The sequence below is a fragment of the Neorhizobium sp. T25_27 genome, from assembly GCF_002968565.1.
Lineage (GTDB): Bacteria > Pseudomonadota > Alphaproteobacteria > Rhizobiales > Rhizobiaceae > Neorhizobium > Neorhizobium tomejilense.
Genome location: NZ_PVBJ01000018.1, coordinates 1 through 24,294, shown reverse-complemented (window position 1 = coordinate 24,294; position 24,294 = coordinate 1). Strand labels below are relative to the sequence as shown.

Annotated in this window: 24 protein-coding genes, 1 tRNA gene and 2 pseudogenes; 24 read left to right on the top strand and 3 right to left on the bottom strand. The window is 56.4% G+C overall.

The window, feature by feature from the left end; all coding sequences use genetic code 11:
* Window positions 1–98: 98 nt before the first annotated feature.
* Window positions 99–572, bottom strand: coding sequence for an SRPBCC family protein (locus C5J24_RS30210; protein ID WP_105423345.1), 474 nt, complete (start codon window positions 570–572; stop codon window positions 99–101).
* 39 nt (window positions 573–611) lie between these two features.
* Window positions 612–1,481: an SDR family oxidoreductase gene (locus C5J24_RS30205; RefSeq protein WP_105423343.1), complete on the bottom strand. Its 870-nt coding sequence runs from the start codon at window positions 1,479–1,481 to the stop codon at window positions 612–614.
* Between the two features lie 105 nt (window positions 1,482–1,586).
* Here C5J24_RS30205 and C5J24_RS30200 point away from each other — a divergent pair, with 105 nt between their 5' ends.
* The 24 genes and pseudogenes from C5J24_RS30200 (at window position 1,587) to C5J24_RS30075 (ending at window position 23,851) form a co-directional block, all read left to right on the top strand.
* A complete protein-coding gene (locus C5J24_RS30200) occupies window positions 1,587–2,480 on the top strand; it encodes a LysR family transcriptional regulator (RefSeq protein WP_105423340.1) in 894 nt (297 codons plus the stop codon).
* A gap of 202 nt (window positions 2,481–2,682) precedes the next feature.
* A complete protein-coding gene (locus tag C5J24_RS30195; RefSeq protein WP_037088200.1) occupies window positions 2,683–3,117 on the top strand; it encodes a DUF2948 family protein in 435 nt (144 codons plus the stop codon).
* A 67-nt stretch (window positions 3,118–3,184) separates the two neighbouring features.
* Window positions 3,185–4,498, top strand: a complete 1,314-nt coding sequence (gene hisD, locus C5J24_RS30190) for a histidinol dehydrogenase (protein WP_105423338.1) — start codon at window positions 3,185–3,187, stop codon at window positions 4,496–4,498.
* A gap of 3 nt (window positions 4,499–4,501) precedes the next feature.
* A complete protein-coding gene (locus C5J24_RS30185; protein WP_105423336.1) occupies window positions 4,502–4,975 on the top strand; it encodes a UPF0262 family protein in 474 nt (157 codons plus the stop codon).
* Window positions 4,976–4,977: 2 nt separating this feature from the next.
* The gene (locus C5J24_RS30180) at window positions 4,978–5,457 is read left to right on the top strand and encodes a low molecular weight phosphatase family protein (protein ID WP_105423334.1); all 480 of its coding nucleotides are present in this window, start codon (window positions 4,978–4,980) and stop codon (window positions 5,455–5,457) included.
* Between the two features lie 152 nt (window positions 5,458–5,609).
* Complete coding sequence (gene infA, locus C5J24_RS30175; protein WP_004435948.1) at window positions 5,610–5,828, top strand: translation initiation factor IF-1; 219 nt, start codon at window positions 5,610–5,612, stop codon at window positions 5,826–5,828.
* 25 nt (window positions 5,829–5,853) lie between these two features.
* Window positions 5,854–6,474 carry a Maf-like protein gene (locus C5J24_RS30170; RefSeq protein WP_105423332.1) on the top strand — a complete coding sequence of 207 codons (621 nt, stop codon included), beginning with the start codon at window positions 5,854–5,856 and terminating at the stop codon, window positions 6,472–6,474.
* Between the two features lie 129 nt (window positions 6,475–6,603).
* The gene (yacG, locus tag C5J24_RS30165) at window positions 6,604–6,813 is read left to right on the top strand and encodes a DNA gyrase inhibitor YacG (RefSeq protein ID WP_046607348.1); all 210 of its coding nucleotides are present in this window, start codon (window positions 6,604–6,606) and stop codon (window positions 6,811–6,813) included.
* Window positions 6,814–6,979: 166 nt separating this feature from the next.
* A tRNA-Phe gene (locus C5J24_RS30160) sits at window positions 6,980–7,055 on the top strand.
* 911 nt (window positions 7,056–7,966) lie between these two features.
* A complete protein-coding gene (locus tag C5J24_RS30150; protein WP_172724187.1) occupies window positions 7,967–8,839 on the top strand; it encodes a sialate O-acetylesterase in 873 nt (290 codons plus the stop codon).
* Window positions 8,840–8,994: 155 nt separating this feature from the next.
* A complete protein-coding gene (locus C5J24_RS30145; protein ID WP_105423326.1) occupies window positions 8,995–10,776 on the top strand; it encodes an ABC transporter ATP-binding protein in 1,782 nt (593 codons plus the stop codon).
* Between the two features lie 297 nt (window positions 10,777–11,073).
* The gene (locus tag C5J24_RS30140) at window positions 11,074–12,054 is read left to right on the top strand and encodes an NAD-dependent 4,6-dehydratase LegB (RefSeq protein WP_105423324.1); all 981 of its coding nucleotides are present in this window, start codon (window positions 11,074–11,076) and stop codon (window positions 12,052–12,054) included.
* Window positions 12,047–12,760, top strand: a complete 714-nt coding sequence (locus tag C5J24_RS30135; protein ID WP_105423322.1) for a nucleotidyltransferase family protein — start codon at window positions 12,047–12,049, stop codon at window positions 12,758–12,760. The genes C5J24_RS30140 and C5J24_RS30135 overlap by 8 nt, the downstream gene beginning before the upstream one ends.
* On the top strand, window positions 12,753–13,595 hold the full coding sequence (locus tag C5J24_RS30130; RefSeq protein ID WP_105423320.1) for an NAD(P)-dependent oxidoreductase: 843 nt from the start codon (window positions 12,753–12,755) through the stop codon (window positions 13,593–13,595). Before C5J24_RS30135 ends, C5J24_RS30130 begins: the two co-directional genes overlap by 8 nt.
* 1 nt (window position 13,596) lies before the next feature.
* A complete protein-coding gene (locus tag C5J24_RS30125) occupies window positions 13,597–14,667 on the top strand; it encodes a radical SAM/SPASM domain-containing protein (protein ID WP_105423318.1) in 1,071 nt (356 codons plus the stop codon).
* A gap of 10 nt (window positions 14,668–14,677) precedes the next feature.
* On the top strand, window positions 14,678–15,232 hold the full coding sequence (locus tag C5J24_RS30120; protein ID WP_205836992.1) for a DapH/DapD/GlmU-related protein: 555 nt from the start codon (window positions 14,678–14,680) through the stop codon (window positions 15,230–15,232).
* A 3-nt stretch (window positions 15,233–15,235) separates the two neighbouring features.
* Window positions 15,236–16,252 carry an N-acetylneuraminate synthase family protein gene (locus C5J24_RS30115; protein WP_046607355.1) on the top strand — a complete coding sequence of 339 codons (1,017 nt, stop codon included), beginning with the start codon at window positions 15,236–15,238 and terminating at the stop codon, window positions 16,250–16,252.
* A 26-nt stretch (window positions 16,253–16,278) separates the two neighbouring features.
* Window positions 16,279–16,926 (top strand): cytidylyltransferase domain-containing protein, encoded by a 648-nt coding sequence (locus C5J24_RS30110; protein ID WP_245446867.1) that lies wholly within the window; start codon window positions 16,279–16,281, stop codon window positions 16,924–16,926.
* The gene (locus C5J24_RS30105) at window positions 16,908–17,876 is read left to right on the top strand and encodes a glycosyl transferase (protein WP_105423312.1); all 969 of its coding nucleotides are present in this window, start codon (window positions 16,908–16,910) and stop codon (window positions 17,874–17,876) included. Before C5J24_RS30110 ends, C5J24_RS30105 begins: the two co-directional genes overlap by 19 nt.
* Window positions 17,873–18,574: a WbqC family protein gene (locus tag C5J24_RS30100; protein WP_105423310.1), complete on the top strand. Its 702-nt coding sequence runs from the start codon at window positions 17,873–17,875 to the stop codon at window positions 18,572–18,574. Before C5J24_RS30105 ends, C5J24_RS30100 begins: the two co-directional genes overlap by 4 nt.
* A complete protein-coding gene (locus C5J24_RS30095; protein ID WP_105423308.1) occupies window positions 18,571–19,203 on the top strand; it encodes a PIG-L deacetylase family protein in 633 nt (210 codons plus the stop codon). The genes C5J24_RS30100 and C5J24_RS30095 overlap by 4 nt, the downstream gene beginning before the upstream one ends.
* A gap of 1,296 nt (window positions 19,204–20,499) precedes the next feature.
* Window positions 20,500–21,747 (top strand): glycosyltransferase family 4 protein, encoded by a 1,248-nt coding sequence (locus C5J24_RS30085; protein WP_172724186.1) that lies wholly within the window; start codon window positions 20,500–20,502, stop codon window positions 21,745–21,747.
* Between the two features lie 947 nt (window positions 21,748–22,694).
* Window positions 22,695–22,904: pseudogene (locus tag C5J24_RS32790) on the top strand (CatB-related O-acetyltransferase); the annotation flags it as partial.
* Between the two features lie 89 nt (window positions 22,905–22,993).
* Window positions 22,994–23,851: a hypothetical protein gene (locus C5J24_RS30075; RefSeq protein ID WP_105423300.1), complete on the top strand. Its 858-nt coding sequence runs from the start codon at window positions 22,994–22,996 to the stop codon at window positions 23,849–23,851.
* A 333-nt stretch (window positions 23,852–24,184) separates the two neighbouring features.
* Here the strand turns inward: C5J24_RS30075 and C5J24_RS30070 are convergent.
* Window positions 24,185–24,294: pseudogene (locus tag C5J24_RS30070) on the bottom strand (IS5/IS1182 family transposase); the annotation flags it as partial.

Below are 24,294 nucleotides of genomic sequence, written 5' to 3'. Positions count from 1 at the left end.
CGATTGGACGCGTCGGGGATGGATTTGGGCATCATTTGGTTCACTCGCAACGCAGGCGCCTCCTTGAGAGGCGCCTGCGTCTGTATCTCCGGTGATGATTAGAGCCTTCCCTCTGCGAGCAGTTCGCGGGTCCGCTTCAGCGTCGACAGCAAGGCCGCTTTGTAGCCGTTGTCGCTGTCGAACTGGGTCTGCTCAGCCTGCTCCTCGGGGCCATTGGGCTGCTTGCCCCGCAGGCCGAGATAGCAATAGAACCGAAGCTGCAGTGCGCCGGCTTCATCCTCGAACAGCTCGTTGATGATGGCGCCTTCGCGCGGACCGGTTGCCTGGAAGAACGTGACCTTGCTCTGCGGTTCAAAGGTGATGATTTCGCGGAGATCAACACCGCCGATGGTGGCCTCGCGCACGAAGTGGGTCGAACTTTCTTCCATGACGTCGCAGCGGGTGCAGAGACCCGGCGGAAGGAACAGGCGCGCATCACGCGCCTTCAGCTGCAGGCCGCTCCAGACCTGCTCGCGGGTGAGCTTTGTTTCGCCTTCCGGATTTACCGGGACGATGGCGGTCGCATAGATCATGACGATGGTCCTTGTTTTGATATTGTGGGACGGCCTGCCTCAGGCAGCAGCCGCGGTTTCCGAGGCGAAGTCGCCATATCGGCGCAGCGGGCGGCCCAGAAGCGCAGTCAGGCGCTCGACGTCGCCGGCCTCGGGCAGCATTCCGTCGGTCAGGAACCGCTCGCCCATCATGCGCATGTCATAGGCCATCCATTGCGGCATGAACTGCTTGAGGTTCTGCTCGAAGGCTGCCGTATCGCCACCGCCATAGTTGATCTGGCGGGCAAGAACGTCCGACCAGATGGCGGCGATATCCGTTCCCGTGAGTGTGTCGGGACCGACGAGGTTGATGCGGTCGAGCGGGAGCGGCTGTGCAGCCTGTTCCCGACGCAGCAGTTCCCGGGCGGCGATCTCCGCTATATCGCGGACGTCGATCATGGCGAGACCCTTGTCGCCAACCGGCATCGGGTAGACGCCGTAGCCGGTGATGGCATCCTTGATCATCAGATCGTTCTGCATGAAGTAGGCCGGACGCAGGATCGTGGCGTTCATGCCCATCTGTTCGATCATCCGCTCGACACCGAACTTGCCGGCGAAGTGCGGGACGTTCACGTAGACGTCCGGGTGGATCACCGACAGGTAGACGATCCGTTCGATGCCGGCTGAGCGGGCGACGTTGAGCGCGACCAGCGCTTGGGTGAATTCGTCCGGCACCACTGCGTTCAAGAGGAACAACGTGGAAACTCCAGACATGGCGTTTCGCAGTGAATCGATATCGAGGAAGTCGCCCTGCACGACGCTGACGCCCGCCGGGAAAACGGCTTTCGAGGGGTCGCGGACAAGAGCACGGACATCAGCGCCGCGCTTGACGAGGTGTTCGACGACCTGGCTGCCAACATTGCCTGTGGCGCCGGTAACGAGAATGGTCATGATATTTCTCCGGGTTTGTTTGCTTGACACCCCGAATATGACCGGATCATTATCGCTCTAATAGACACTCAATCTAGACACACCGTCTCATCTCCGGAACAGACTATGGACCTCGTTGCACTGGCTGATTTCAACCTCGTCGCCCGCTATGGCGGCTTCGGGAAGGCGGCAAGGGCCACCGGCCGGCCCAAGGCGACCCTGTCCCGACGGGTTGGAGAACTGGAAAGCAGCCTCGGTCTGCGCCTGTTCGAGCGGGGCGTGCGTGACCTGAAGCTCACCGAGGAAGGACGGGCGCTCTTCGAGCGGACGGCGAGGCTGCTCTCCGAACTCGACGAGACGGCTGCGACTATTGCATCGGGTGCTGAGAAGCCGCGTGGCCGCTTGCGGATCAGCGCGCCACTCCTGTTTTCCCAGACCGCGATGGGCAGGATCGCGGCGGGATTCGCATTGAAATATCCCGAGGTGCGGCTGGAGATCACGACCGAAGATCGGGCTGTCGACATGATCGAGGAAGGCTATGATCTTGTGATCCGGGTCAATCCGGATCCCGACGAAAGTCTCATCGGCCGCGCCTTTCTCCATGACCGTCTGGTTGTGGTTGCAAGTCCCAGTCTTCCCCGGACTGTGGGCGACTCTCCAGTGCCGGGGGTCGTGCGCGGCGCCGGCGATCGACAGACCTGGAATGTCGCGACTTCAAAAGGGTCCGCGAAGATCACCATCGAGCCCGTCCTTTCTCTGTCGTCGCTGATCATGGTGCGGGATGCGGTCCGGGCAGGCGTTGGCGCCGCACGTTTGCCGATCTCGCTGGTGAGCCACGATCTGGCCGACGGCACCTTGCTGCATTGGGGGGATATAGAGGGATCGGAGATCGCACTATGGGCGCTCTATCCTTCCCGGCGGCTGCTCAGTGCCCGCGTGTCGGCGTTTCTGGAGTTTCTCAAGCAGGCCTTCCCAAATGAGACGCCGGATGAACTCGCCGCCTATATCGGCAGGTCATGACGCGACCGTCCTTCAGGCGCAGAATGGTCTGTGCGTTGTCTGCCCGCCCCATCTCCCTCCTCAACCGTGCGACACATCCGTCGGTGCGGATAAAGCTGCGTTCTGCCTTGCGCTCCGCCGTTGCTTCTTGCCTCGCCACATCCTATCTCAAGTCCTAAGAACTTTCGCGTGAATACGTGCCTCTGGATGGATATTGGAAGCGATGACCGACTTGAAGCTGCTGGCCCTTGATACGGACGACTTGGGCGTGATTTCCGCCCATATGCAGGATGCGGTCTTCAAGGTGGGCGACGTGCGCTGGTCGCAGCCCGAGCGCAACTTCTCGCTCGCCGCCAACCGCTTCGTCTGGGAGAATGCCGCGGCCAAGCAGCGCAAGGGGTTCGAACGCCGCCGTGCGGCGATTGTCTTCAAGCGGGTCGAGGCGGTGCGCTCGACCGGCATCAACCGCGGCCGCAAGGATGAGGTCCTGTCGCTGCTGGCGATCACCTTCTCGCAGAAGGGCGACGGCCCGGAAGGCACGATCGAACTGGTGCTTTCCGGTAAATCGACGATTGCGCTCGACGTCGAATGCATCGAAGTTGCTCTTGCGGATGTCGGCGGCGCATGGGAAACGGCGTCCAAGCCCCGTCATCCCTGATCTGGCCCGTTTGTCCGATCGGCCCGACCGGGATAACATCGTTTTTTGAGCTGGAAGGAATATCCGCTTGGCAATTTGGCTGGATCAGGCGTCGCCGGATTTTGAGGCAAGGTTTTCGGCATTTCTGTCGACCAAGCGGGAGGTCTCGGAAGACGTGAACACGGTGGTGCGCGCCATCATCGACGATGTGCGCGCTCGCGGCGATCGGGCGCTGATCGATTATTCTGCCCGTTTCGACGGTATCGACCTCGCCAAGGTCGGAATAAAGGTGACCGAGGCCGAGATCGGCGCCGCACTTGCCGCGACCGACCGGAAGGTGATCGACGCGCTGAAGTTCGCCGCCGAGCGCATTGAGCGCCATCATGCCCGCCAAATGCCGAAGGACGACATCTACGAGGACGCGATCGGCGTTGGCCTTGGGTCTCGCTGGACGGCGATCGAGGCGGTCGGGCTCTATGTTCCGGGCGGCACCGCGAGCTATCCGAGTTCCGTGCTGATGAATGCAGTGCCGGCAAGGGTCGCCGGCGTGCCGCGTGTGGTTATGGTCGTGCCGGCCAACGGCGGAACGATCAATCCCGCAGTGCTTGCCGCCGCCAACATCGCCGGCGTCACCGAGATCTACCGCATCGGCGGCGCCCAGGCCGTGGCTGCACTCGCCTATGGCACCGAGACGATCGCCCCGGTCGCGAAGATCGTCGGCCCCGGCAATGCCTATGTGGCGGCTGCCAAGCGCCATGTCTTCGGCACCGTCGGCATCGACATGATCGCCGGCCCCTCGGAAGTCCTCGTCATCGCCGACGGGGAAAACGATCCGGACTGGCTGGCGGCCGATCTGCTTGCCCAGGCCGAACACGATGCCGGTGCGCAGTCGATCCTCGTCACCGACGATGCCGGGCTCGGCAAGGCGGTGGAGGCGGCCGTCGAACGCCAGCTGAAGACCCTGTCGCGTTCGCAGACCGCTGCCGCCAGCTGGCGCGATTTCGGTGCTGTCATCCTGGTGCCGGACCTGCAGGCCGCGCTGCCGCTCGCCAACCGCATCGCCGCCGAGCACCTGGAACTCGCCGTTGCAGATCCCGACGCGCTGCTGCCGGGCATCCGCAATGCCGGCGCGATCTTCATCGGCCGTCACACGCCGGAAGTGATCGGCGATTATGTCGGCGGTTCCAACCACGTGCTTCCGACCGCCCGCTCGGCCCGTTTCTCGTCCGGCCTTTCGGTGCTCGATTTCGTCAAGCGCACCTCGATCCTACGGCTCGGGCCTGATCAGCTCCGCCAGCTTGCCCCCGCGGCGATCACGCTTGCCGATTCCGAAGGCCTCGATGCCCACGCCCGTTCCGTTGCGATCCGCCTGAACGGCTTGCCCCTCGACGACGAGGGCTGACGGATGGGGCAAGGAGACTTCCGGCTCTACGACGTCGTTCTGGACGACTCGATCGGGCGCTCGACGCCCGATGTGGAACACGAGCGGGCGGTTGCCATCTTCGACCTCGTCGAGGAAAACTCCTTCGAGCCGCTCGGACATGCCGGCGGCCCCTACAAGCTGAAGCTCTCGCTCGTCGATGCCAAGCTGATGCTCGGCATCACCACGGACAAAGACGAGCAGGTCGCGACCCATATCCTGTCGCTGACCCCCTTCCGGCGGATCATCAAGGATTACTTCATGATCTGCGAGAGCTATTACGAGGCGATCCGCTCCTCGACCCCGAGCCGCATCGAGGCGATCGACATGGGCCGCCGTGGCGTCCATAACGAAGGCTCGCAGACGCTGATGGACCGGCTGGACGGCAAGATCCGCGTCAATTTCGATACCGCGCGGCGGCTTTTCACGCTGGTCTGCGTGCTCTACTGGCGCGGCTGAGCATGGAGGCCGTGCCCGCACCCCTGACGAAGGCCAAAAGACCGGGCGCAATTCTTTTCATGTGCGGCTTCAACGTCATCCGTTCGCCGATGGCGGAGGCCATTGCAAAGCGGCTGCTGCCACCCGATATTTACATCCAGTCGGCGGGTGTACGCTCCGGCGAGCGCGATTCTTTCGTGGATGCGGTACTGGAGGAGATCGGGCTTTCGATCGGCCGCCACCAGCCGCGTACGCTGGAGCAACTCGAGGATGATTTTTTCGACCTGATCGTCACGCTGACGCCGGAAGCCCACCATGCCGCGCTGGAATTGACCCGTTCAAATGCCGTGGACGTGGTCTACTGGCCGACCATGGACCCGACCGCTGCGACGGGCACCCGTGACCAGATGCTGGATGCCTATCGGCAGGTTCGCGACCATCTCTGGAAGTTGATCGACGAGCGCCTTTCCGGCATCAGCCGGCATCCGGCCGAGACCGCCTGAAACCGCTCGCCGCAGGCCGCTTGAAACGACATTGAGAATAGCGCTCAAGCGAGGTTCACAAAGCGGACATGATTGTGTAGTTTCCGCGCAAATTTCCGGGCGGGCGCGAAAAGCGTTGCCGGCCCAAACCAACACAGGAAGAAAAACTATAGATGGCTAAAGAAGAAGTCCTCGAATTCCCGGGCGTCGTGACCGAACTCCTGCCCAACGCGACGTTTCGCGTGAAGCTGGAAAACGAACACGAGATCATTGCCCACACCGCCGGCCGCATGCGTAAGAACCGTATCCGCGTTCTGGCCGGCGACAAGGTGCTCGTCGAAATGACACCTTACGACCTGACCAAGGGCCGCATCACCTACCGCTTCAAATAATCCTCATCATTCGCGGCGGGCTCTCATGGCGCTGGAACAAAAGCTGATACTGGCCTCCGGTTCTCCGCGCCGCCTCGACCTCCTCAACCAGGCCGGCATTACGCCGGCGCGGCTGATGCCGATGGATATCGACGAGACGCCGAAGAAATCCGAACATCCGCGTTCGCTTGCCCGCAGGCTTTCGACCGAAAAGGCCGAAGCGGCGTTGGCGGGGATCAGAAACGATCCGGCCTGGCGGCACAGCTATATCCTGTCGGCCGACACGGTCGTCGCCGTCGGCCGCCGCATTCTCGAAAAGACCGAATATACGCAGGAGGCTTCGTCCGCCCTGCACCTGCTCTCGGGACGCGGCCACTGGGTCTATACCGGCATCTGCCTCATCACCCCCGGCGGCCAGTTCCGCCAGAAGGTGGTGCAGACCAAGGTGCGCTTCAAGCGGCTTTCCAGCCGCGAGATCGAAAACTATATCGCGTCCGGGCAATGGCGCGGCAAGGCAGGCGCCTACGCGATCCAGGGTATTGCCGGATCGTTCGTCCAGAAACTCGTCGGCTCCTACACCAATGTCGTCGGCCTGCCGCTTTTCGAGGTGACCGGACTTCTGGCCGGTGAAGGCTTCGACGTGGTGGCCGCCTGGCCGGAGGGCTGATAGAGGCGAATTCAGACGGCGCAGGCCGGTGGAGCAAGCCCAGAGGTGCTCCGGTTGCGCCCGCAGGTGTCATCGGCGTTGGAAGGCTGCCAGATGCGTCATGCCCCTGTAGAAAGGAGTAATCAAAAGATGACATCAGAACCGATCAAGACCGGCGGCAAGGTCGAGCCGCTCAGGAAAACGAGGCCCTGCCCGGAATGCGGCAAGCCGTCCGCCCGCGACCACTATCCCTTCTGCTCCGACCGCTGCCGCACGCTGGACCTGTCGCGCTGGCTGACGGGTTCCTACGCCATTCCCGTCTCGGACGACGAGACCAAGGCCGACGGTTCGGACGACTGAGGCGGGCAGGTCGTGCCTGTTTTTGTTCAGGAAATTGCAATTTTTGCAAACCTGTCAAAAAAGTGGGCTCTGGCGCTGGACATGGCCGAACAAGATGTTATAACCCCGCTCGCTCCGGGGGACATCCCCCGCCGGCCTCGGGCCGGAAGGCTTCATAGGCCTCGATGCCCGGATAGCTCAGTTGGTAGAGCAGCGGATTGAAAATCCGCGTGTCGGTGGTTCAAATCCGCCTCCGGGCACCATTCTAAGCCTTTGGTTCGATTAGCGTTTTCCACTATATAAGCACTTTCTCATAAAAGCGAGTTTGACTTTACTCGCCAGGATTGACGACTTTCGTTTTTCTTTTGAGCGCGCCGGCTTTGCTTCCTTGGCCTTGTGCATTTCGTTGATGAGATGAACTTCCATGTCGAAGGCGAGCGTGTATTGCCAGCCTCTCAGGACAGCCATCTGGCACGACCATGCGGCGGCGCGATAAAACCTTCAACAACAAGAATGTCGACGTCTCTGGCGTCGTTTTGCTGTGGAGTTAGGTCATAGGACCAAGGGCTTTCGGGAATGCGATGATCGTTGGCGAAGTGCCGACGCTTGATCACTACAAGCTGGCTTTCGATGCTGTCGCAAAGCAGCGGTAATACGACAATCGCCTCACCATTGTAGCTATGAGGGTAGCACAAAGGCGCTATGGGCCACCCAGGCAGCAGCCTACATTGCCTGGCGCGATGGCGCCGCCGACCATTGAAGAGTTCATCGGCGGCATCACGCCGATTGCCTGGCCGAACTGATCTAAGGGAAGCCCGCCGTGCAAGGGCCTGCGTCGGTCCGCCGTGATGTGGGCCCTCAACCCGACGCAGAACAAACAGGTTCAAAAAGAAGAGGGCTCGCCCGTGTTTCCCGTTCGAGCCCTCAACGGTCTTTTGGCGGCGGGAACATCGCAGATAACCTGACATAGCCCATCCCCCCAATCAGGTTAGACCTTTTAGCGTAGCATCCCGCCGCTGCCTGATCTCGCCACTGCGGCAACCGAGGATAACGGCCGCGATCTTCTCTCGCGGTTTTATTTCTGGGTGCCGTGGATTGTACTGGTCTTCTCCTTGAAATCGTTGCCGGGATATGTTGATGGAGGTCCATGCATCTTCCGCGTGGAGCAGTAGAATTGTCAAAAAAAAAAGCGTCAGTATTGCGATGGGCCGACCGTTACCCGCGGTTTAGCTCACTCGTTCGTAAACTGGACCCACGCCACCTCACATATCCGAATGTCGCTATTTTTGGAGCGAACCCTGTCCTTGACCTGACAGGCCGGGTTGAAGTTCCGGTCGGGACGATCGGCAATCGTGTTGCCATCATCGTCTTTATTGGGCAATCTCTCAGCGTCAACAACGTCCCGACGCCATATGTGCCGGCCAATTCGGCTATCGACCAACTCAACATCTATGACGGGAAGCTGTACCAAGCCAAAGACCCGTTGCTTGGCATCAACGTAAGTGGCGGCCCCGTCACAGAAAAGCGCGGAACATGGATGCTTGCCATGGCCGATAAGCTCATTATCGATGGACACTTCGACCGCGTGATCATTGTACCGATGGCTGTCGGGAACACCCGTGCGGACCAGTGGGCAAGCTCCACCTCTGCTCCATACCTATTCAACAACATCAATGTCGTCGGCCTGAGGCTCCGCGACCTTGGCTTGCCCTGCACCGCAATCATGTGGGGACAAGGGGAAAGCGACACAATCGCCGGCACCTCACAGGCAGCCTACACAGCGGCCTTGAACAAGGTCATTGCAGAGTTCAATCGGGCGATCCCTGGCTGCCCGTTCCTTGTCGCCCAGGAAGCCTATTATTATGGCAAGACCAGTCCGGCAGTCCTTGCCGCGCAGGCAAGCGTCGTCAACGGCACGACGGTATTCGCAGGCGAGAATGTTGAACTGATCGGCCCCTCCGGTCGCTATGACAATACGCATTTGAACGAAGCCGGCGCCCTCCATCGAGCCTCACTGGCTGTCGCTGCCCTCATGGCCGCTCTCTAGACCCAGCGTAAAGGCCTGGTCGCCGGTTTGGTCGAAATTTGCGGCGCAGTTGGAGAGCGTGTTTTCGCAATCGGCCGGACCATCTGTTCAAACGCATGCTGAACCACTATAGCGATCCGCAGCCCACAACGATGGCAGGAACAGGAAGTTAATTCTTGAAAATCTCAAAAAGCAAAAGGAACGCGCTCGATAGCGACACCATTGTACGTGTTCTTAAGCGCATCGTGGCCGAAAATGGTCGTGACCACGTCATGGGATATAGCTTCGCGATCGCCTGCTTGGTCGCGGTAGCGCTTTCTACTGCCTTTACCGCCTGGATCATGCGCGTCATTATCGACGAGGCATTCGCCAACAAACGCGCAGAGGTGGTTGGGGTCATATGCTTGTCGATTTTTCTCGCGTTTGTTCTTCGTGGCTTCGCAAGCTACGGACAAGCTGTGGCTCTATCGAAAATCGGAAACAACATCGTCGCTCGCTATCAAAAGCGAGTTTACGCCCATCTCATGACTTTGTCGGTCAGCTTCTATAACCAGAACAGATCAGCGCAACTGGCTGCTCAGGTCAATCAGAATATCGGCGGTATCCGTGACGTCATGAACCTGACAGTCACTTCAGTAGCACGCGATCTGCTCACATTCATTTCGCTTGTCGGCGTTATGATCTATCAGGATCCGCTTCTTAGCTTGATCGTCTTTGTGGCCGCACCATTGCTTGTCTTTGGTCTGAGGCACCTTTCCCTGCGGCTTAGGCAAGCAACAAAGGAGGCCATCCAACTTAACAGTCGTGCCTTCGGTGTGATGCAGGAGACTATTCAAGGCATTCCCATCGTAAAGGCATTTACTATGGAGCGTGAGCTTGAAAAGAAGCTGAATGAGATTATTGACCATTCAGAACGCCGCGCAAACAAGATCGCCAGGCTTTCCGAACGCAATGCACCTATGACGGAAAGTTTTGCGGGTATTGCTGTGGCAGGGGTGCTTGCATACGCCGCATATCGTTCCATCTTTTACAATGTCCCTCCAGGCGCATTCTTCTCCTTCGTGACCGCGCTACTGCTCGCATATGATCCCGTCCGACGCCTCGCCAAGCTACAGGTTTATCTCGAGCGAGCGGCGGTCAATGCCAGAATGCTCTACGACATTCTTGATATGCAGCCAAACCAGCGCGACCTTCCCGATGCGGTGCCGCTGCGAACGACGGAAGCAAGAATTGAATTCCGAAATGTTGATTTTGCTTACGGTGGTCAGCCGGTGCTGAAGAATATCAGCTTTGTTGCGGAAGGCGGAAAAACAACCGCACTCGTCGGACCTTCTGGCGCGGGCAAATCGACCATCATCAATCTGATCCCGCGGTTTTATGATCCCACAGGGGGTCAGATCTTCATCGATGGGCAGGATATTGCTCATATAACGAAGGATTCGCTGAGGCGACATCTGGCCTACGTGTCACAACAGCCTTACCTTTTCGAAGGCTCTATCCGCGATAACATTCGTTACGGCCGTCCCGATGCGACGGATGCCGAAGTGGAGATCGCGGCCGAGCTTGCCTACGCCCACGATTTCATAATGGCCAAGCCATCAGGCTACGACACGCCTGTAGGCGAGAACGGCGTCACCCTTTCAGGCGGAGAACGCCAACGCCTTTCGATTGCCCGAGCCCTCGTTCGCAATGCTCCCATTCTTTTGCTCGACGAGGCAACCTCCGCACTCGACACGGAGTCCGAAGCCGCTGTTCAGATGGCTCTTGACAGAGCAATGACCGGACGCACGGTTGTTGTGATAGCGCATCGACTTTCCACAATCGTTCAAGCGGATAAGATCGTCGTCATGCAACAAGGTAACGTCATTGAGCAAGGCACTCATGAGACCCTGGTTCAGGTCAAGGACGGCCTTTACGCCCGATTAAACAACCTTCAGCAGCCATTGCGCGGAGGCTAAGCGAACTCTGCAATCCGATTCGTCGCAGTCGAGGCGGTCGTTTCCCCCATTTGACGTTGGCGCCTCCAACTCGCTCGCTTCTCTTCGCAGTTTCCGCGGCTACGTCGCATCACCGTGTGAGGAAAGGCACTCCCTCTATGGTGAAGGCAAAAGACCAATTGCCAGTCGAGTATCGTATCAAATCGATGGAGACGACCATTTGGTCTAGTCGCTCTTGAACGATCAGACGCGGCACGATAGAAGCGACCCCAGCGGAGGGATACTCTTTTCGGCTGGATATATTATGCTGAGGATATCATGAAAAAGGTCCTGGTGACGGGTGCCGACGGTTTCATCGGGTCTCATCTCGTAGAATCGCTGGTGAAGACGGGCGTGAGCGTTCGTGCGCTTTGCCAGTATAATTCGTCCTCAAGCTGGGGCTGGTTGGATGGATCCCAATATGCGGGAAACTTCGAGGCCGTTCTCGGCGATGTGCGCGACCCCGCGCAAATGCGCTCGATCGCAAAAGGCGTCGATACCATCTTTCATCTCGCTGCGCTGATCGCAATCCCCTACTCATATCAGGCTCCGTCCAGCTACGTCGATACCAACATTCACGGCACGCTGAATGTGCTTCAAGGTGCTCTCGATGCCGGCGTGGAATGCTTCGTTCAAACTTCGACCAGCGAGGTCTACGGAACGGCGCTCTCTGTTCCAATAAACGAGAGTCACCCTTTGCAAGCGCAATCGCCATATTCGGCGACCAAAATTGCATCCGACGCTTTGGCTTTTAGCTTCCATTCGAGCTTCAGTCTGCCTGTGGTCATCGCCCGTCCATTCAATACCTTTGGGCCAAGGCAATCAGCCAGGGCGGTGATCCCCACTGTCATCACCCAGCTTCTGAACGGACACCGATCTATAAAACTGGGATCCCTCTCCCCAACGCGCGACTTCAACTACGTTCAGGACACCTGCGACGCATTCGTCGCCCTTGCCAGGGCGCCTGAAGCGATCGGTAAGACTGTCAATATCGGTTCCGGCCGCGAGATTTCCATTCTGGATACGGTCCATCTCATTGCCCGGCTCGTCGATACGCCAGTCAACATCCAGTGCGACGAACAGAGACTTCGTCCCGCCAATAGCGAGGTTGAGCGGCTTCTCTGCGACAACAGCCTCATTCGCTCGCTCACTGGCTTCATGCCGAGCTATTCGCTGGAGGAGGGGCTGCGAACAACCATCGAATGGATGCGCGATCCGATCAACCTGAGCAGGTATAAGGCAACTCTATACAATGTCTAGGCGAGCCGTAATTCTGGCGGGCGGCCAAGGTACGCGGCTAAGGCCTTACACCGTGGTCCTGCCAAAACCTTTGATGCCGATTGGCGAATATCCCATTCTTGAAGTCATCGTTCGCCAACTGATCAGTGCCGGCTTCACCCACATCACTATGGCGGTTAATCATCAGGCCGAGATCATCAAGGCTTTCTTCCAAGACGGTGCGAAGTGGGGTGTTCGGATTGACTACTCCCTGGAAGATCGGCCCTTGGGCACGATGGGTGCCCTAAACCTCATTCGCGATCTGCCCGACAATTTTTTGGTGATGAACGGTGATATTCTGACCGACCTCGATTTCGCGGCGTTTCACGATAGCCATGTGCGAAGAGGCGATATATTCACGATCTCCGCCAAAAACCGCGAACACCGCATCGATTACGGGGTGTTGGACACGGACCAGCAAGGCATGCTGTGCGGATTCCGCGAGAAGCCAGTGGCCAATTATCAGGTCAGCATGGGCGTCTATATGCTCTCGTCGAGAGCGATCGCACATTTTCCCTCCGAAGGAGCCTACGGTTTCGATCAGCTGATGCTCGATCTTCTCGCCGCAAAAAAGCCCGCCTATGTTCGACCTTTCGACGGATATTGGCTGGATATTGGCAGACCTGATGATTACGCCCTTGCCATCGAGGAGTTCGAATCGATGCGACACAAATTTTTGAATGACTGACGCGGTTGTCACCGGCGCGGGCGGTTTCATAGGCCGGAAGCTGATCCGGGCGCTCGAGAACCGAGGCACCGAAACCCTCGCCCTCGATCGGACCCACGACGTATCTGATCCGGCGATGTGGCGTGATCTGCCGCCGGCGCCGGTCTTGTTTCACCTGGCTGGCAGAAGCTATGTGCCCGACAGTTGGACCAATGCCCCTTCCTTCCTCGCGACGAATGTCGTCGGAACGCAGAATGCACTTGAATGGTGCAAGCGTCACGGTGCTCGAATGGTATTTGCCAGCGCCTACGTTTATGGCGTTCCCGCTAGCTTGCCAATCCGGGAAAGTGACCCGGTCAATCCTAATAATCCATATGCAGTCTCGAAAAGGTTCGCCGAACAGCTGTGTGAATTCGCGGCCATCCACGAGAATGTACCTGTTACCGCGCTGAGGATATTCAACGTTTACGGCCCGGGGCAAAGGCCTGAGTTCTTGATCCCTATGCTAATCTCGCAGATAAGCTCGAAGTCGGCAGTCAATGTAATGGACCTGACGCCTCGACGGGACTTCGTTTACATCGATGATGTCGTCGATGCATTCATCGCTGCCCTACAGGCTCCAGATGGCTATAACTGTCTAAACATCGGGTCCGGCATATCCCTGTCGATCCAAGATATAGTCGCTGTCATTCAACAGGCCTGCGGAACAAGCCTCCCCGTAAGTTCGTCTTGCGCGGCTAGGCGGAATGAGATACTTGACGTGCGCGCTGACATAGGACGCGCGGAAACGATGATTGCATGGCGCCCGAAGTGGGATTTTTCAGCTGGCATCAAGGCTATGATAGCGGAGCGTTAGATTGACGGAGCGCAACGTCCCGATTAATAAAGGCAACTATTCCATGGATACCGATGAGCGCGAAGCCGCGTTCGAAAAGTATCGAGGCGAAGGTTGGGAAACTGAATACGCGCTCTATCGCAAAAGATGGGCGGAGTATGCCAAGAACCAGGAGGTTTCCGAATATCCTCTTCTGGTTGACTTGGAGCTGGCATCGATCTGCAACCTCCGTTGCCCGATGTGCTACACTATCAGCGACGAGTTCAAGAAAAGTGTCAACACGACACGTATGGATTGGGATCTATATCGTCGCATCATCGATGAGATCGGCGGTAAGGTTCCAGCAATTCGCTTGTCGTTGCGTGGCGAAGCCACCCTTCATCAGCGGTTTGCAGACTGTGTCCGCTATGCCAAGGACCACGGGATCAAAGAAGTTTCGACGCTTACCCACGGCTTCAAGCTAAACCGTAAATACTTCGAGCAGATCGTCGATGCCGGTATCGACTGGATCACGATCTCCATCGATGGGACCGGGCAGACTTACGAAAATATCCGTAAGCCGATCAAGTTCAATGATCTGCTTGAGAAAGTCAAAGGTATCAAGGCCTATAAGGAGGAGCGCGGTCTTAATCGGCCTGTGATCAAGGTACAGGGCATATGGCCGGCGATCAGGGAAAATCCCGATCTCTATTACGAAACGTTCGCGCCCTACGTTGATCTTGTTGCCTTCAACCCGTTGATCGACTATCTCGGAAACGATACCGACGTCGCGTACCTCGACAATTTTACTTGCCCCCAGCAGTATCAGCGCCTCGTCATTGGTGCCGATGGGCTCGTCATGAAGTGCTCGAACGACGAGGAAAACCGTGAGGTGATTGGCAACGCAAAAGACCAGACGGTGCATGAAATCTGGCACAGCGAAAAGATGAATGCAGTCCGAGCGCTCCACAAGGAGCCTCAGGGCTTCTTGAAGAGCGAAGTCTGCAGGCGTTGTTATCTTCCGCGCCTCACCAATGATGAATCTGCCGAGATTGGCGGACGCAAGGTAGTTGTTCACAACTACGTAAATCGCAGTCAAGAAATCGGGATGTAAGGTTTTGACAATGGTGGATCGCGCCTCGTATCGAAACAGGGGCGGTCTCTTTCAAAAGATAGTCTCTTTCTACAAAGAGAAACGCTATCTTTCGAAGTGCGGCACTGACTTCGTCTGCAAGCCGAGCGCCGAGTTTCGTCTCGTGGATCATGCGGTCCTTGAAGTCGGCGACGGAGTCACAATTCAAGACTATTGCTTCTTCCAATTAACGATGCCGCACCCGCACGTTGTCATTGGAAGCAATACTGTTATCGGCCGCCGGAACATTATAACCGCAAAGAACCGCATAGAGATTGGCAAAAACGTTCTCATCGGATCAGACGTGCAAATCATCGATCACAGCCATGGGATTGCACGCAACCGCCTCATTCGCGAACAGCAGGCGGAGATCGGGCAAGTCGTCATAGGAGACGATGCGTGGATCGGCGCGGGAGCCAAGATACTGATGAACAGTCGCGTCGGCAAAGGAGCCGTCATCGGGGCGAACGCGGTCGTAAGAGGGGAAATCCCTGACTATGCGATCGCTGTCGGTGTTCCCGCTAAGGTCGTGAAATACAGGGAGTAGCCGATGTTCCGCAACTATCGCACCGATCGAACGTATATCATTGCTGAAATCGGGGGAAATTTTACAACAGTCGAGCAGGCTGTGCGTCTGATCGATGAGGCCAAGGCCACGGGGGTCGACGCAGTTAAGCTCCAGACCTATCGGGCTCGAACGCTATCAACGCGGGGGGCTATGTTTGACATGGAAAACACGGGGGTCACGTCCCAGTTCGAGTTGTTCCAGCGCTACGAGGTCGATGAAAGCCTTCATGAAGAGGTGTTCAGATACGCCGAAGCACAGGGGCTCGATTGGTTCTCCTCTCCCTCTCATCAGTCTGACGTCGATCTGCTAGAGAGATGCGGCGTCGGCGCGCACAAGGTGGGTTCCGACGATGCCGTGAATCTTCCGCTCCTCCGCTACCTTGCCAATACCGGAAAACCGATCATTCTATCGACCGGTATGTGTACCTTGGACGAGGTTCGCGAGTCGGTTGCTGCCATCAAAGCCCAAAGCGATAGCCGGATTATCCTGCTACATGCTATTACGAGCTATCCGACCCATCCAGAGAACGTCAACCTTGGCGCCATGCAGTCGCTCATGCGGGAATTTCCCGGCTTGGATGTCGGTTATTCTGACCACACCCTGACGCCCGTTGCCTGTCTCTGTGCCGTTGCCATGGGTGCTCGAGCCATCGAGCGCCATTTCACCTACGACAAGAATGCAGACGGTCCTGACCATATGCTCTCGGCGGATCCAGAGGAAATGAAGTGGTTGGTAGATGCCATTCGCGCCTTTGAAGTCATGCGCGGATCAGGTGTCAAAGAACCCGCGGCTAGCGAGCGAGTAACCCGTATCAACAACAGGAAGAGCATCGTGTTGGAACGCGATTTGAAGGCTGGCGATGTGATCTCGGAAGCGGACATCGCTGTTAAGCGTCCAGGCACCGGCATTTATCCGAAACACTTTGAAGAAGTGATCGGCCGGCGGGCTGCTGTTGACCTTAAAGCCGATGCAGTATTGCAGTGGAGTAATCTTGCTTGAAATTGGGAGTGATCATTCAAGCGCGAATGGGATCAACGCGGCTACCCGGAAAGGTCTTAACTGACATCGGAGGGAAACCCCTACTGTCTCACGTTATCGGGCGGCTTGCGATGATGCGAAACGAGGCGAAGTGCGTTGTTGCGACCTCCACAGCCTCCGAAAATGACTCCATTGAAGCTTGGTGTGTGAACCACGACGTGGCGGTTTTTCGTGGGGATGAACTGGATGTTCTCGCTCGGTACTATCAATGCGCGATAGCTTTCGGTTTCGACAATGTTATCCGCCTGACAGCCGACAACCCGTTTACGGACATCGAGGAATTGGATCGTTTGATCGATTTCCATCTTGACGGAGCCTATGACTATACCCACGCGTTCGGCCAGCTTCCGATAGGCGTCGGTGCGGAAATCTTTACTTTCCCGGCTCTTGAACAGAGCCATCGCGACGGGCATCTGCCCCACCACCGAGAGCATGTGAACGAATATTTCACGGACCATCCGGAATATTTCGGGATCGCAGAACTTCCGATACCGGAGGCAAAGAGAGCGCCTGACCTTCGCCTCACTATTGACACCTATGATGACTGGGAACGTGCGGACAACCTTGTGAAAAAATCGTCCCAGAAATGGCTGGGCACCGAAGAAGCGATCCGCTTATGTTCGTATTCTGCATAGAAAGCTCCCATACGCGAGGCTTAGGACATCTCTATCGGTCCCTAACCTTAGCTGATGAACTGGCACGCAGCGGTAGGAGTGTCTGCTTCGCTGTAAACCGACACGAAGCCTCACACGATATCGTTAAAGCGCGCGGCTTCGCTGTTTATGGCTATGATATATACGCCGAAGCCGGAAGCTGGGAACTCGAACTTATTCGCTCTCTTGGTTCTGCAACGATCTGGGTCAATGACCGATTGAACACGCAGGTTGCACATGCCAAGGCCATAGTAGCGGCAGGTCTCAAGCTCGTAACGTTTGACGACCGGGGGGACGGCGCAGCATTTGCCGATCTGAATGTATCAGCATTGATATTTGAGGATATTGCCGAGCTCAAAGGCAAGGATGTCCGGAGCGGTGTGGATTTCATGATCCTCAATCCCGAGATCGAGTTATATAGGCGGCATCGCGATAGCTTGACCTCGATATTGGTAACCATGGGCGGCGCCGACACCTATGGCGTTACGATAAAGGTGGCTCAATGGCTTCGTGATAATGCGATGCACGCTACGATTGTAACAGGTCCGGCATTCCAACATAAGGACGAGCTCGACATCATCCTCCAGGGTAAAACCGAAGGATCTTTAACTCATCGAGGCGCTGTTGCCTCGCTTGCGCAGGAAATGGCGGGCCATGACATCGCTATAACGGGCGGCGGCGTGACGCCATTCGAGGCCTGCGCGGGCGGCCTTCCCTGCATTGTGATTGCCAATGAGAATTTCGAGATTCCAGTCGGAAGGGCGTTGGAAAAGCTAGGCTGCGCAAGATTTGCCGGCCACCACAGCACTCTTGATCTCACCGCTGCTTTCGAAGGGCTATCTATAGGAACAATGAGTCGGGCTGCACTCGACGCGGTGGATTTGGAGGGCGTTCGTCGAGTCGGCAGCCTAATCAAGGGGTTAGAGACCTGATGTCAACGGTCGTCATCCATCAGCCGGACTTTGCGCCATATCTCGGATTCTTCCAACGATTTCAGCATGCCGACCACTATGTTGTGCTCGACCACGTCCAGTTTGTTCACGGTACCAGCAAAAGCTGGACGCATCGTGACAAAATCAAGACAAGTGAGGGAGAGCGTTGGCTGACGATCGGAATTCGCAAACCGACGCTCGGCACCCCGATCAATCAAGTGGAACTTCTGCCTGGTTTTGAATGGGCGGAGAAAAATCTGGCGCAGCTGAGAGAAAATTACCGAAAATGTCCAGGCTGGAACGAGGTATTTCCTGTCGTCGAAAAACTCTATTCCGAGCGTTGCGACCTCCTCGTCGATTTTAACCTCAATTTTCTCAAGGGGATCATGGGAATGCTCGACATTCAAATCCCAATGGTTCGCTCCAGCTCGCTCGCGGTAGATGGGAGCAAGAACGAATTACTGATCAATCTTCTGCACGAGGTGGGCGCAAACCGCTACTTATCGGGGACTGGCGCGAGAGACTACATGCGACCTGACCTGTTCGAAGCTGCTGGTATAGAATTAGTCTGGCAAAAGTTCACTCACCCCGTTTATCGACAACCATTCGGCGACTTTATACCGTTTCTCAGCATTCTGGACCTCCTGTTGAATTGTGGTATTGCAGGATCCCGCGATGTCCTAAGGAGCTGCAAATGAATGTTCTGGCGATTGGTGCCCATTTCGACGATGTTGAATTAGGTTGCGGCGGGGCTCTGGCCCGTCATACGGCACAGGGCGACACTGTCTACGTCTACGTGGCCACCGTATCCGGATTTTCCAATCAGTACGATCAGTCGGTACGAAGCAGCCAAGTCGCTCGTGCGGAAGCCGATGCGGCAATGGAGATTCTCGGCGTCGAAAAGATGTACTGCGGCGACTTCAAGACGCTGGAAATCGAGTTTGTCGATGAGCTCAACATCGAGATCCTCAAGCTTGTCCAGGATTTGAAGATCGACCTGGTTTACACCCACTGGAGTGGTGACATTCATCACGACCACCAGGCTTTGTCGCGCGCTTCGCTCCACAGTTGCCGGCACGTTCCCCGGCTCCTCATGTATCGCAGCAACTGGTATCACTCGACGGTCGATTTCCGAGGCAATTTTTACGTGGATATCACTCCTCATTGGCAGCAGAAAGAAGACGCCATTCTCGCGCATGAGTCTGAAATGGAGCGTACGGGTCGCAAGTGGGTGAGCTTCTTCCGAAATGAGGCGGAAAATGCCGGCCAACGCATCGGGGTGCAATACGCTGAGGTATTTGAGGTTGTGAAATGGCTTCAGTCATGAAGCATGACAAGCTTCGGCCGATTGTCGCTCTACTACCGTCTGCGTGAACTAATTGTGGCGGAACCGCGCATCCGACGACGGATAGTAGTTCATTTAGACTTAAGCGACGGGTCATGGATCTCATGAATGCTTGGAGCCGACCGCCGGACTTCGTTCGACCGCATCATCAAAGGCGGACATCCGACACTTCGATGCCAGCGGAAGCATGCTGATCTGCCACCCAATCCGAATCCGGAAAAGTAACGAACCAACCCAGGGACGGAACTTGTTAGGCTGCCGTTCATTTTAGCTCAGCTATTTTGGCTGAGTACCGTTGCTAGGAGAGAAACAATGAAAGCGAAAAAACGTGGGTTGCTGGCGGCCGTCTTGGCGTTGCTTACCAGCTTCGGCGTACCATCTGCACCTGCCACAGCCCAAGGATTCGAATTTGAATTCGGGGAACGGGGCGTTCGGGTCGAACGCGATGACTACGACCGGCGATATGATCGGCGGTATGATCGGCGGTATGATCGCCGCGATGATCGCCGCAGTTACCGGCCAGGTTGCAGCCCGCGGGCAGCGTTGTCCGCTGCCTCACGGCACCTGGATGACCCGTTCATCAACTCTGAAAACCGAAGCTACTATTATATTGGCGGGTACGGCAAGCGGGGCGGATCCCGGGGGCGTTCCGATTCGGTGATCATCTCCAAGGCACCCGGGTGCCCGCGCATATAGTGTGGTGCTCCGACACGTCGTTAAGCTAGGCCAACTCCTGTCCGCTGGGGACCTCCAGACGGCAGGTACCGGAGCAAGGTTAGGGACGCACAGCCGTCCGTTAGCGATTCGTCGGCATGGTATCCGCGGCTGCGGGCGATATGCTGCAGAGAGGGTTTGAGAACCGGTGCGCGGAAGAAATGCTTGCAGAGCCCAAATGAGGGCTTTCGACCTCTGTCCTCAGAGCATCGGATGATGACGTTTTGGCAAACCACCCAGGCGATCTTGACGAGCCAATGCTGCCCTCTTTGCTTTTTGTAGGTAGAAGGTCAGTCCCACCAGCGGCAAGGTTTTCAGCTACGGAATCGTCGCGTCCACCTCCGAAAAGCCACTAGGATCTGAACTAGCCGTAACGCGGTTTGAGTTGTCGTCACACCGGATGAACTGCCAATGTAAAGTTAGGTTAATGTTGTTTAAGGCAAACACTTTCGCTGCCTCACCGGCGAGAAGCGGGCACCGCTGCCAACAATCATGGCGCCACAGACATGGCCTCCATTTCGTGCGTCGGCATGCTGGAAACAGGTTTACTCGAGGGTACGGGTGGTGAGTGAGGCGAGAGATCGCAGAAAGCTTCTGATTGTGGAGCGAAAGCTTGAGCACAATCGCGGACATCATCATACCCAGATTTCTGCATTGAAGATGTTGCTACCCAACTTCGACGCGACTTTCGTGGCCGGAGAAGGGTATGATGGGTTCCTCGGGGCGGCGGCTGGAAAGCTTAGCGCGAAGTCGATTAAAATGGCTAGGTTGCGATCCCGATTGCACCACGGGAGTGCATTTCAGAGATTGGGCGCGCTATTCGGGAGCGTTAAGCTCGCGCATTCGGTCAGGCTGCCCCTTTCTGCCTTCGGGACGTCACTGGTTACGATATGCCGGCAGCTGCAATTGGGTGCGACTGATCTTATCATCGTGCCAACGGCGGACCTAGATAGCCTTGAGTCAGCGGTTGAACTAACGACTATATTGGGGGACAACGCGCCCCGAACTTGCCTTCGTTTTCTCAACACGGAATTGGGAGACCGAGATGAAAGGATCCGCGCTAAGCGGCTGAGGGCAATTCTGAAGCGATTACCGGCAAATGTTTTCCTGTTTACCGAGACCGATGAACTTGCAGGCTATTTCCGCAACCACTTTAAAATGCCCGTAGAAGGAGGGTTCTACCTGCCTTGCAGTGTACCCAACGCAGTGGTCCCTGACGCTCAGGTCAATCGGGAGCCAAGATTCCGAATAGGAGTTTTCGGCGAGCCGAGACCGGAGAAAGGCAGCCAAAGGCTTGCGAACATCGTCGCGGCCCTTGCCGAATTGACAGATACTGGATCCACGCTCCTGATAGATATCGTCATCCAAGGTTCGGCGGCGGATTTTCGTGAAGGAGGTATCTACGGGGACCTGCGAGGGTTTCTCGATGGCGAGCAGAATGTCATTGTTTCTCCTCAAGACAATCGCATCTCGCCGGAGGAATTCGAAAAGCTTTTTCATTCGGTAGATGCGGTCCTGCTGCCTTATGAAAGAGCAATCTATTGCCTTCAGGGATCCGGTGTCGTTCAAGATGCCGTCGCTGGGTATAAGCCGGTCATCCACACTCGAGGAATGTCGATGATGGCGCTTCTGACACACGGAAATGGCGTGCCAGCGACTACCGACCGAGAATTCGCTGAAGCTATCGCGGTCGTCGCAACCGATCCTTTGCGTTTTCAGCAAGGTACCGCTCGCGCGGCCGCTTATTTCCAGGATGCCCTCGCCGCCAATCCGCTTCTGCCTCTCTTGGGCGCCTCGCTGCAAGACAGGTGATCGGATTTAGTCGTCTGCCATACCAAAGCGGAGGTCTGGGGGCTTGTCTGATTTCGGGCTGGGGCAAGAAGTCGAGTGTCTCACTGAGTTCATAGACAGACGGTTCATCTTCGTGAGCTCCTTCGTTTGCCGCTCAGAAATACTCTTGCCGCACAGGTTTTTCCCGCGAAAGGCCCTTCCGCATTGGAGCTCGCCGTTAAGCATCCGCGGGCATCCCGGATAGCCAGAGCCCGAGCCTATTACTGAGCGACAAGCAGAACGTCGAGCAATTGTGGCGCGCCCTCGCGGGCTACTTGACTTTCGAAGCAGATCATTGTTCCTGCCCTTCTTGCGTAAGAAGGTGGTTTTTTGGGTGAGGCGGACAAGTACGAAACCGAAAAAGCTGCAAGATTGGCGGCCTCGAAATCGATCCTCCGCCGGATATTCAACCGTCGAAGATTGAAAACCACCGTTGTACGGCGGGTTCTTATTCTTCTTGGCACGCCACTTCCTCGCCATGTAGTGGTGTGCTCGACAGAGCTGTGTCAAGGGTACACTGGAATATAGATTTCCTCGACACAGCCATCCTAAAAAGGAACGTTATGTCGCTGCGAAAATGGTGGTCACGACGAAAGCAACGTAAGTCAGTTCTGCGAGCCCACAAAGGACTGTCAATCTCGAAGCAAAGCCGCTTCGATAGATATACAATCTTTTCGGAACACAACGTCCTACATAAGAATACAGTCCTAGCAAGGACAAAGCTCGGGCGCTTCACGTATATTACCGGTGCCTCCATCACGAATGCAACCGTTGGGCAGTTCTGCTCTATCGGCCCCGGTACAAAAATAGGCGGCTTCGGTCGACACCCCGTCGACTGGGCCACGACCCATCCAGTCTTCTATTCAACGAGCATGCAAGCCGGGGTGAGCTTCGTTGACACTGACAAGTTCGAAGAAAATGTCGGACCGGTGGACATCGGAAACGATGTCTGGATTGGCGCAAACGTTCTTATCTTGGACGGTGTAACGGTGGGTGACGGAGCAATTATCGCGGCGGGCGCAGTAGTTACCAAAAACGTCGCTTCCTACGCAATTGTTGGGGGGGTACCGGCGAAGCTTATTCGCTATCGGTTTCCGCCAGTAGTTATTGAGCGGTTTTTACAGCTAAAATGGTGGGATTGGCCGGAGGAGGAACTTCGGCGCAGAGCCGCGCAATTCCGAATGACGGCAGACGGCGATAGCCATCCTTTGTTTGAGGGCAGGCAGGCATGAAGAGCATTTTTAAACTCCTTCACCGTTCAGAGAGAGCCGCCTTAAGGACGCGTGCTCGCCAACGAAAGGATTGGCTTAAAAAAACAGACGAAGAGCGTGGATTGCTTCTGGCAACGCAGGAGCTCCAGGATCGCCATTCAGGTCAGCGCTGCTTTCTCCTTGGAGCGGGATCATCAATCTCGCATCAGGATCTAAGCAAGCTGCAGGGGGAAACCGTCATCAGCGTTAGCAACACATTCGTTCACCCGCTGTTCCGCACGTTCCGACCTCGCTACCACGTCTTGCCGCCATTGGTGTCGAGTCACGGCAAAATATACCCTACGGAAAAATTCGTCTCGTGGCTGAAAGACATGGAGCAGAAGACTTTCGACGCAGAAATGGTCCTCCACATCGGCGACCGTAACATGATTGAGCAAAATGGCCTATTTCGTGGGCAGGTGGTCCATTGGGTTGAATACGGCTCGTGGGATGGTAGCTTCGACCTCCCAATCAATCTCGCACATATCCCTAAAATCTGGTCGGTCTCCGAGGCCGCTGTCACGCTTGCGGTTTACATGGGGTTTAGCGAAATATATTTAATCGGCTTTGATCATGACTGGTTCAACGGCAAGTTGGTGTATTTTTTCGACCATACGAAACAGCACGCTATGCGGCCTGACCAGGCAAACCTCGATTTTGTAGACGCTGAATTTCAAATGCGTCGACATGCGGAGATATTCAGGAAGTATAAATATCTGAATTCTTTTCGAAAAAACATATACAATGCAAATGCCGACGAGAACCATTATTTGGATGTTTTCCCTAAGGTCGACTTTGACCATATTTTTGAGAGCGAAAGAGTTGAGCGAAGTTAGGGCCTAGGCCGCTACGAGACCCGAATCCATTCGGGCCGATCCTACGACCAAGCCAACCTACATCTTGGGCCAATTGCAATCAGGCTCGGCGGTTCGAGAGGTCGGTGGTTCCAAGTTCAGGCGGCACTTTCAGTTCTGCCATTGGCCGCAGGATAGCAGTGAAACGGCTTCCACGTCGGCCGCGGCCTATGTGCTGGAAAGTCGGCTGAGATGCCCCCGGTTTCTGACTGATCGGCAGGTACGTCTGCCTTGTTGACGATCCATCGATAAGACCGGATTGGTCGCAACGCCCGACAGTCCGGCGCCATTCGATATTAGAGTCCGTCCGAGAATTCATGATGGGCGTGCGATCCGTCTGACGAGGGTCATGATGGATGCGGCATAAAGGAAGGCCTTGGCGGACTTGATGGTTGCTTCCGGGTCTTTCCATAGCCGGCGGTTTC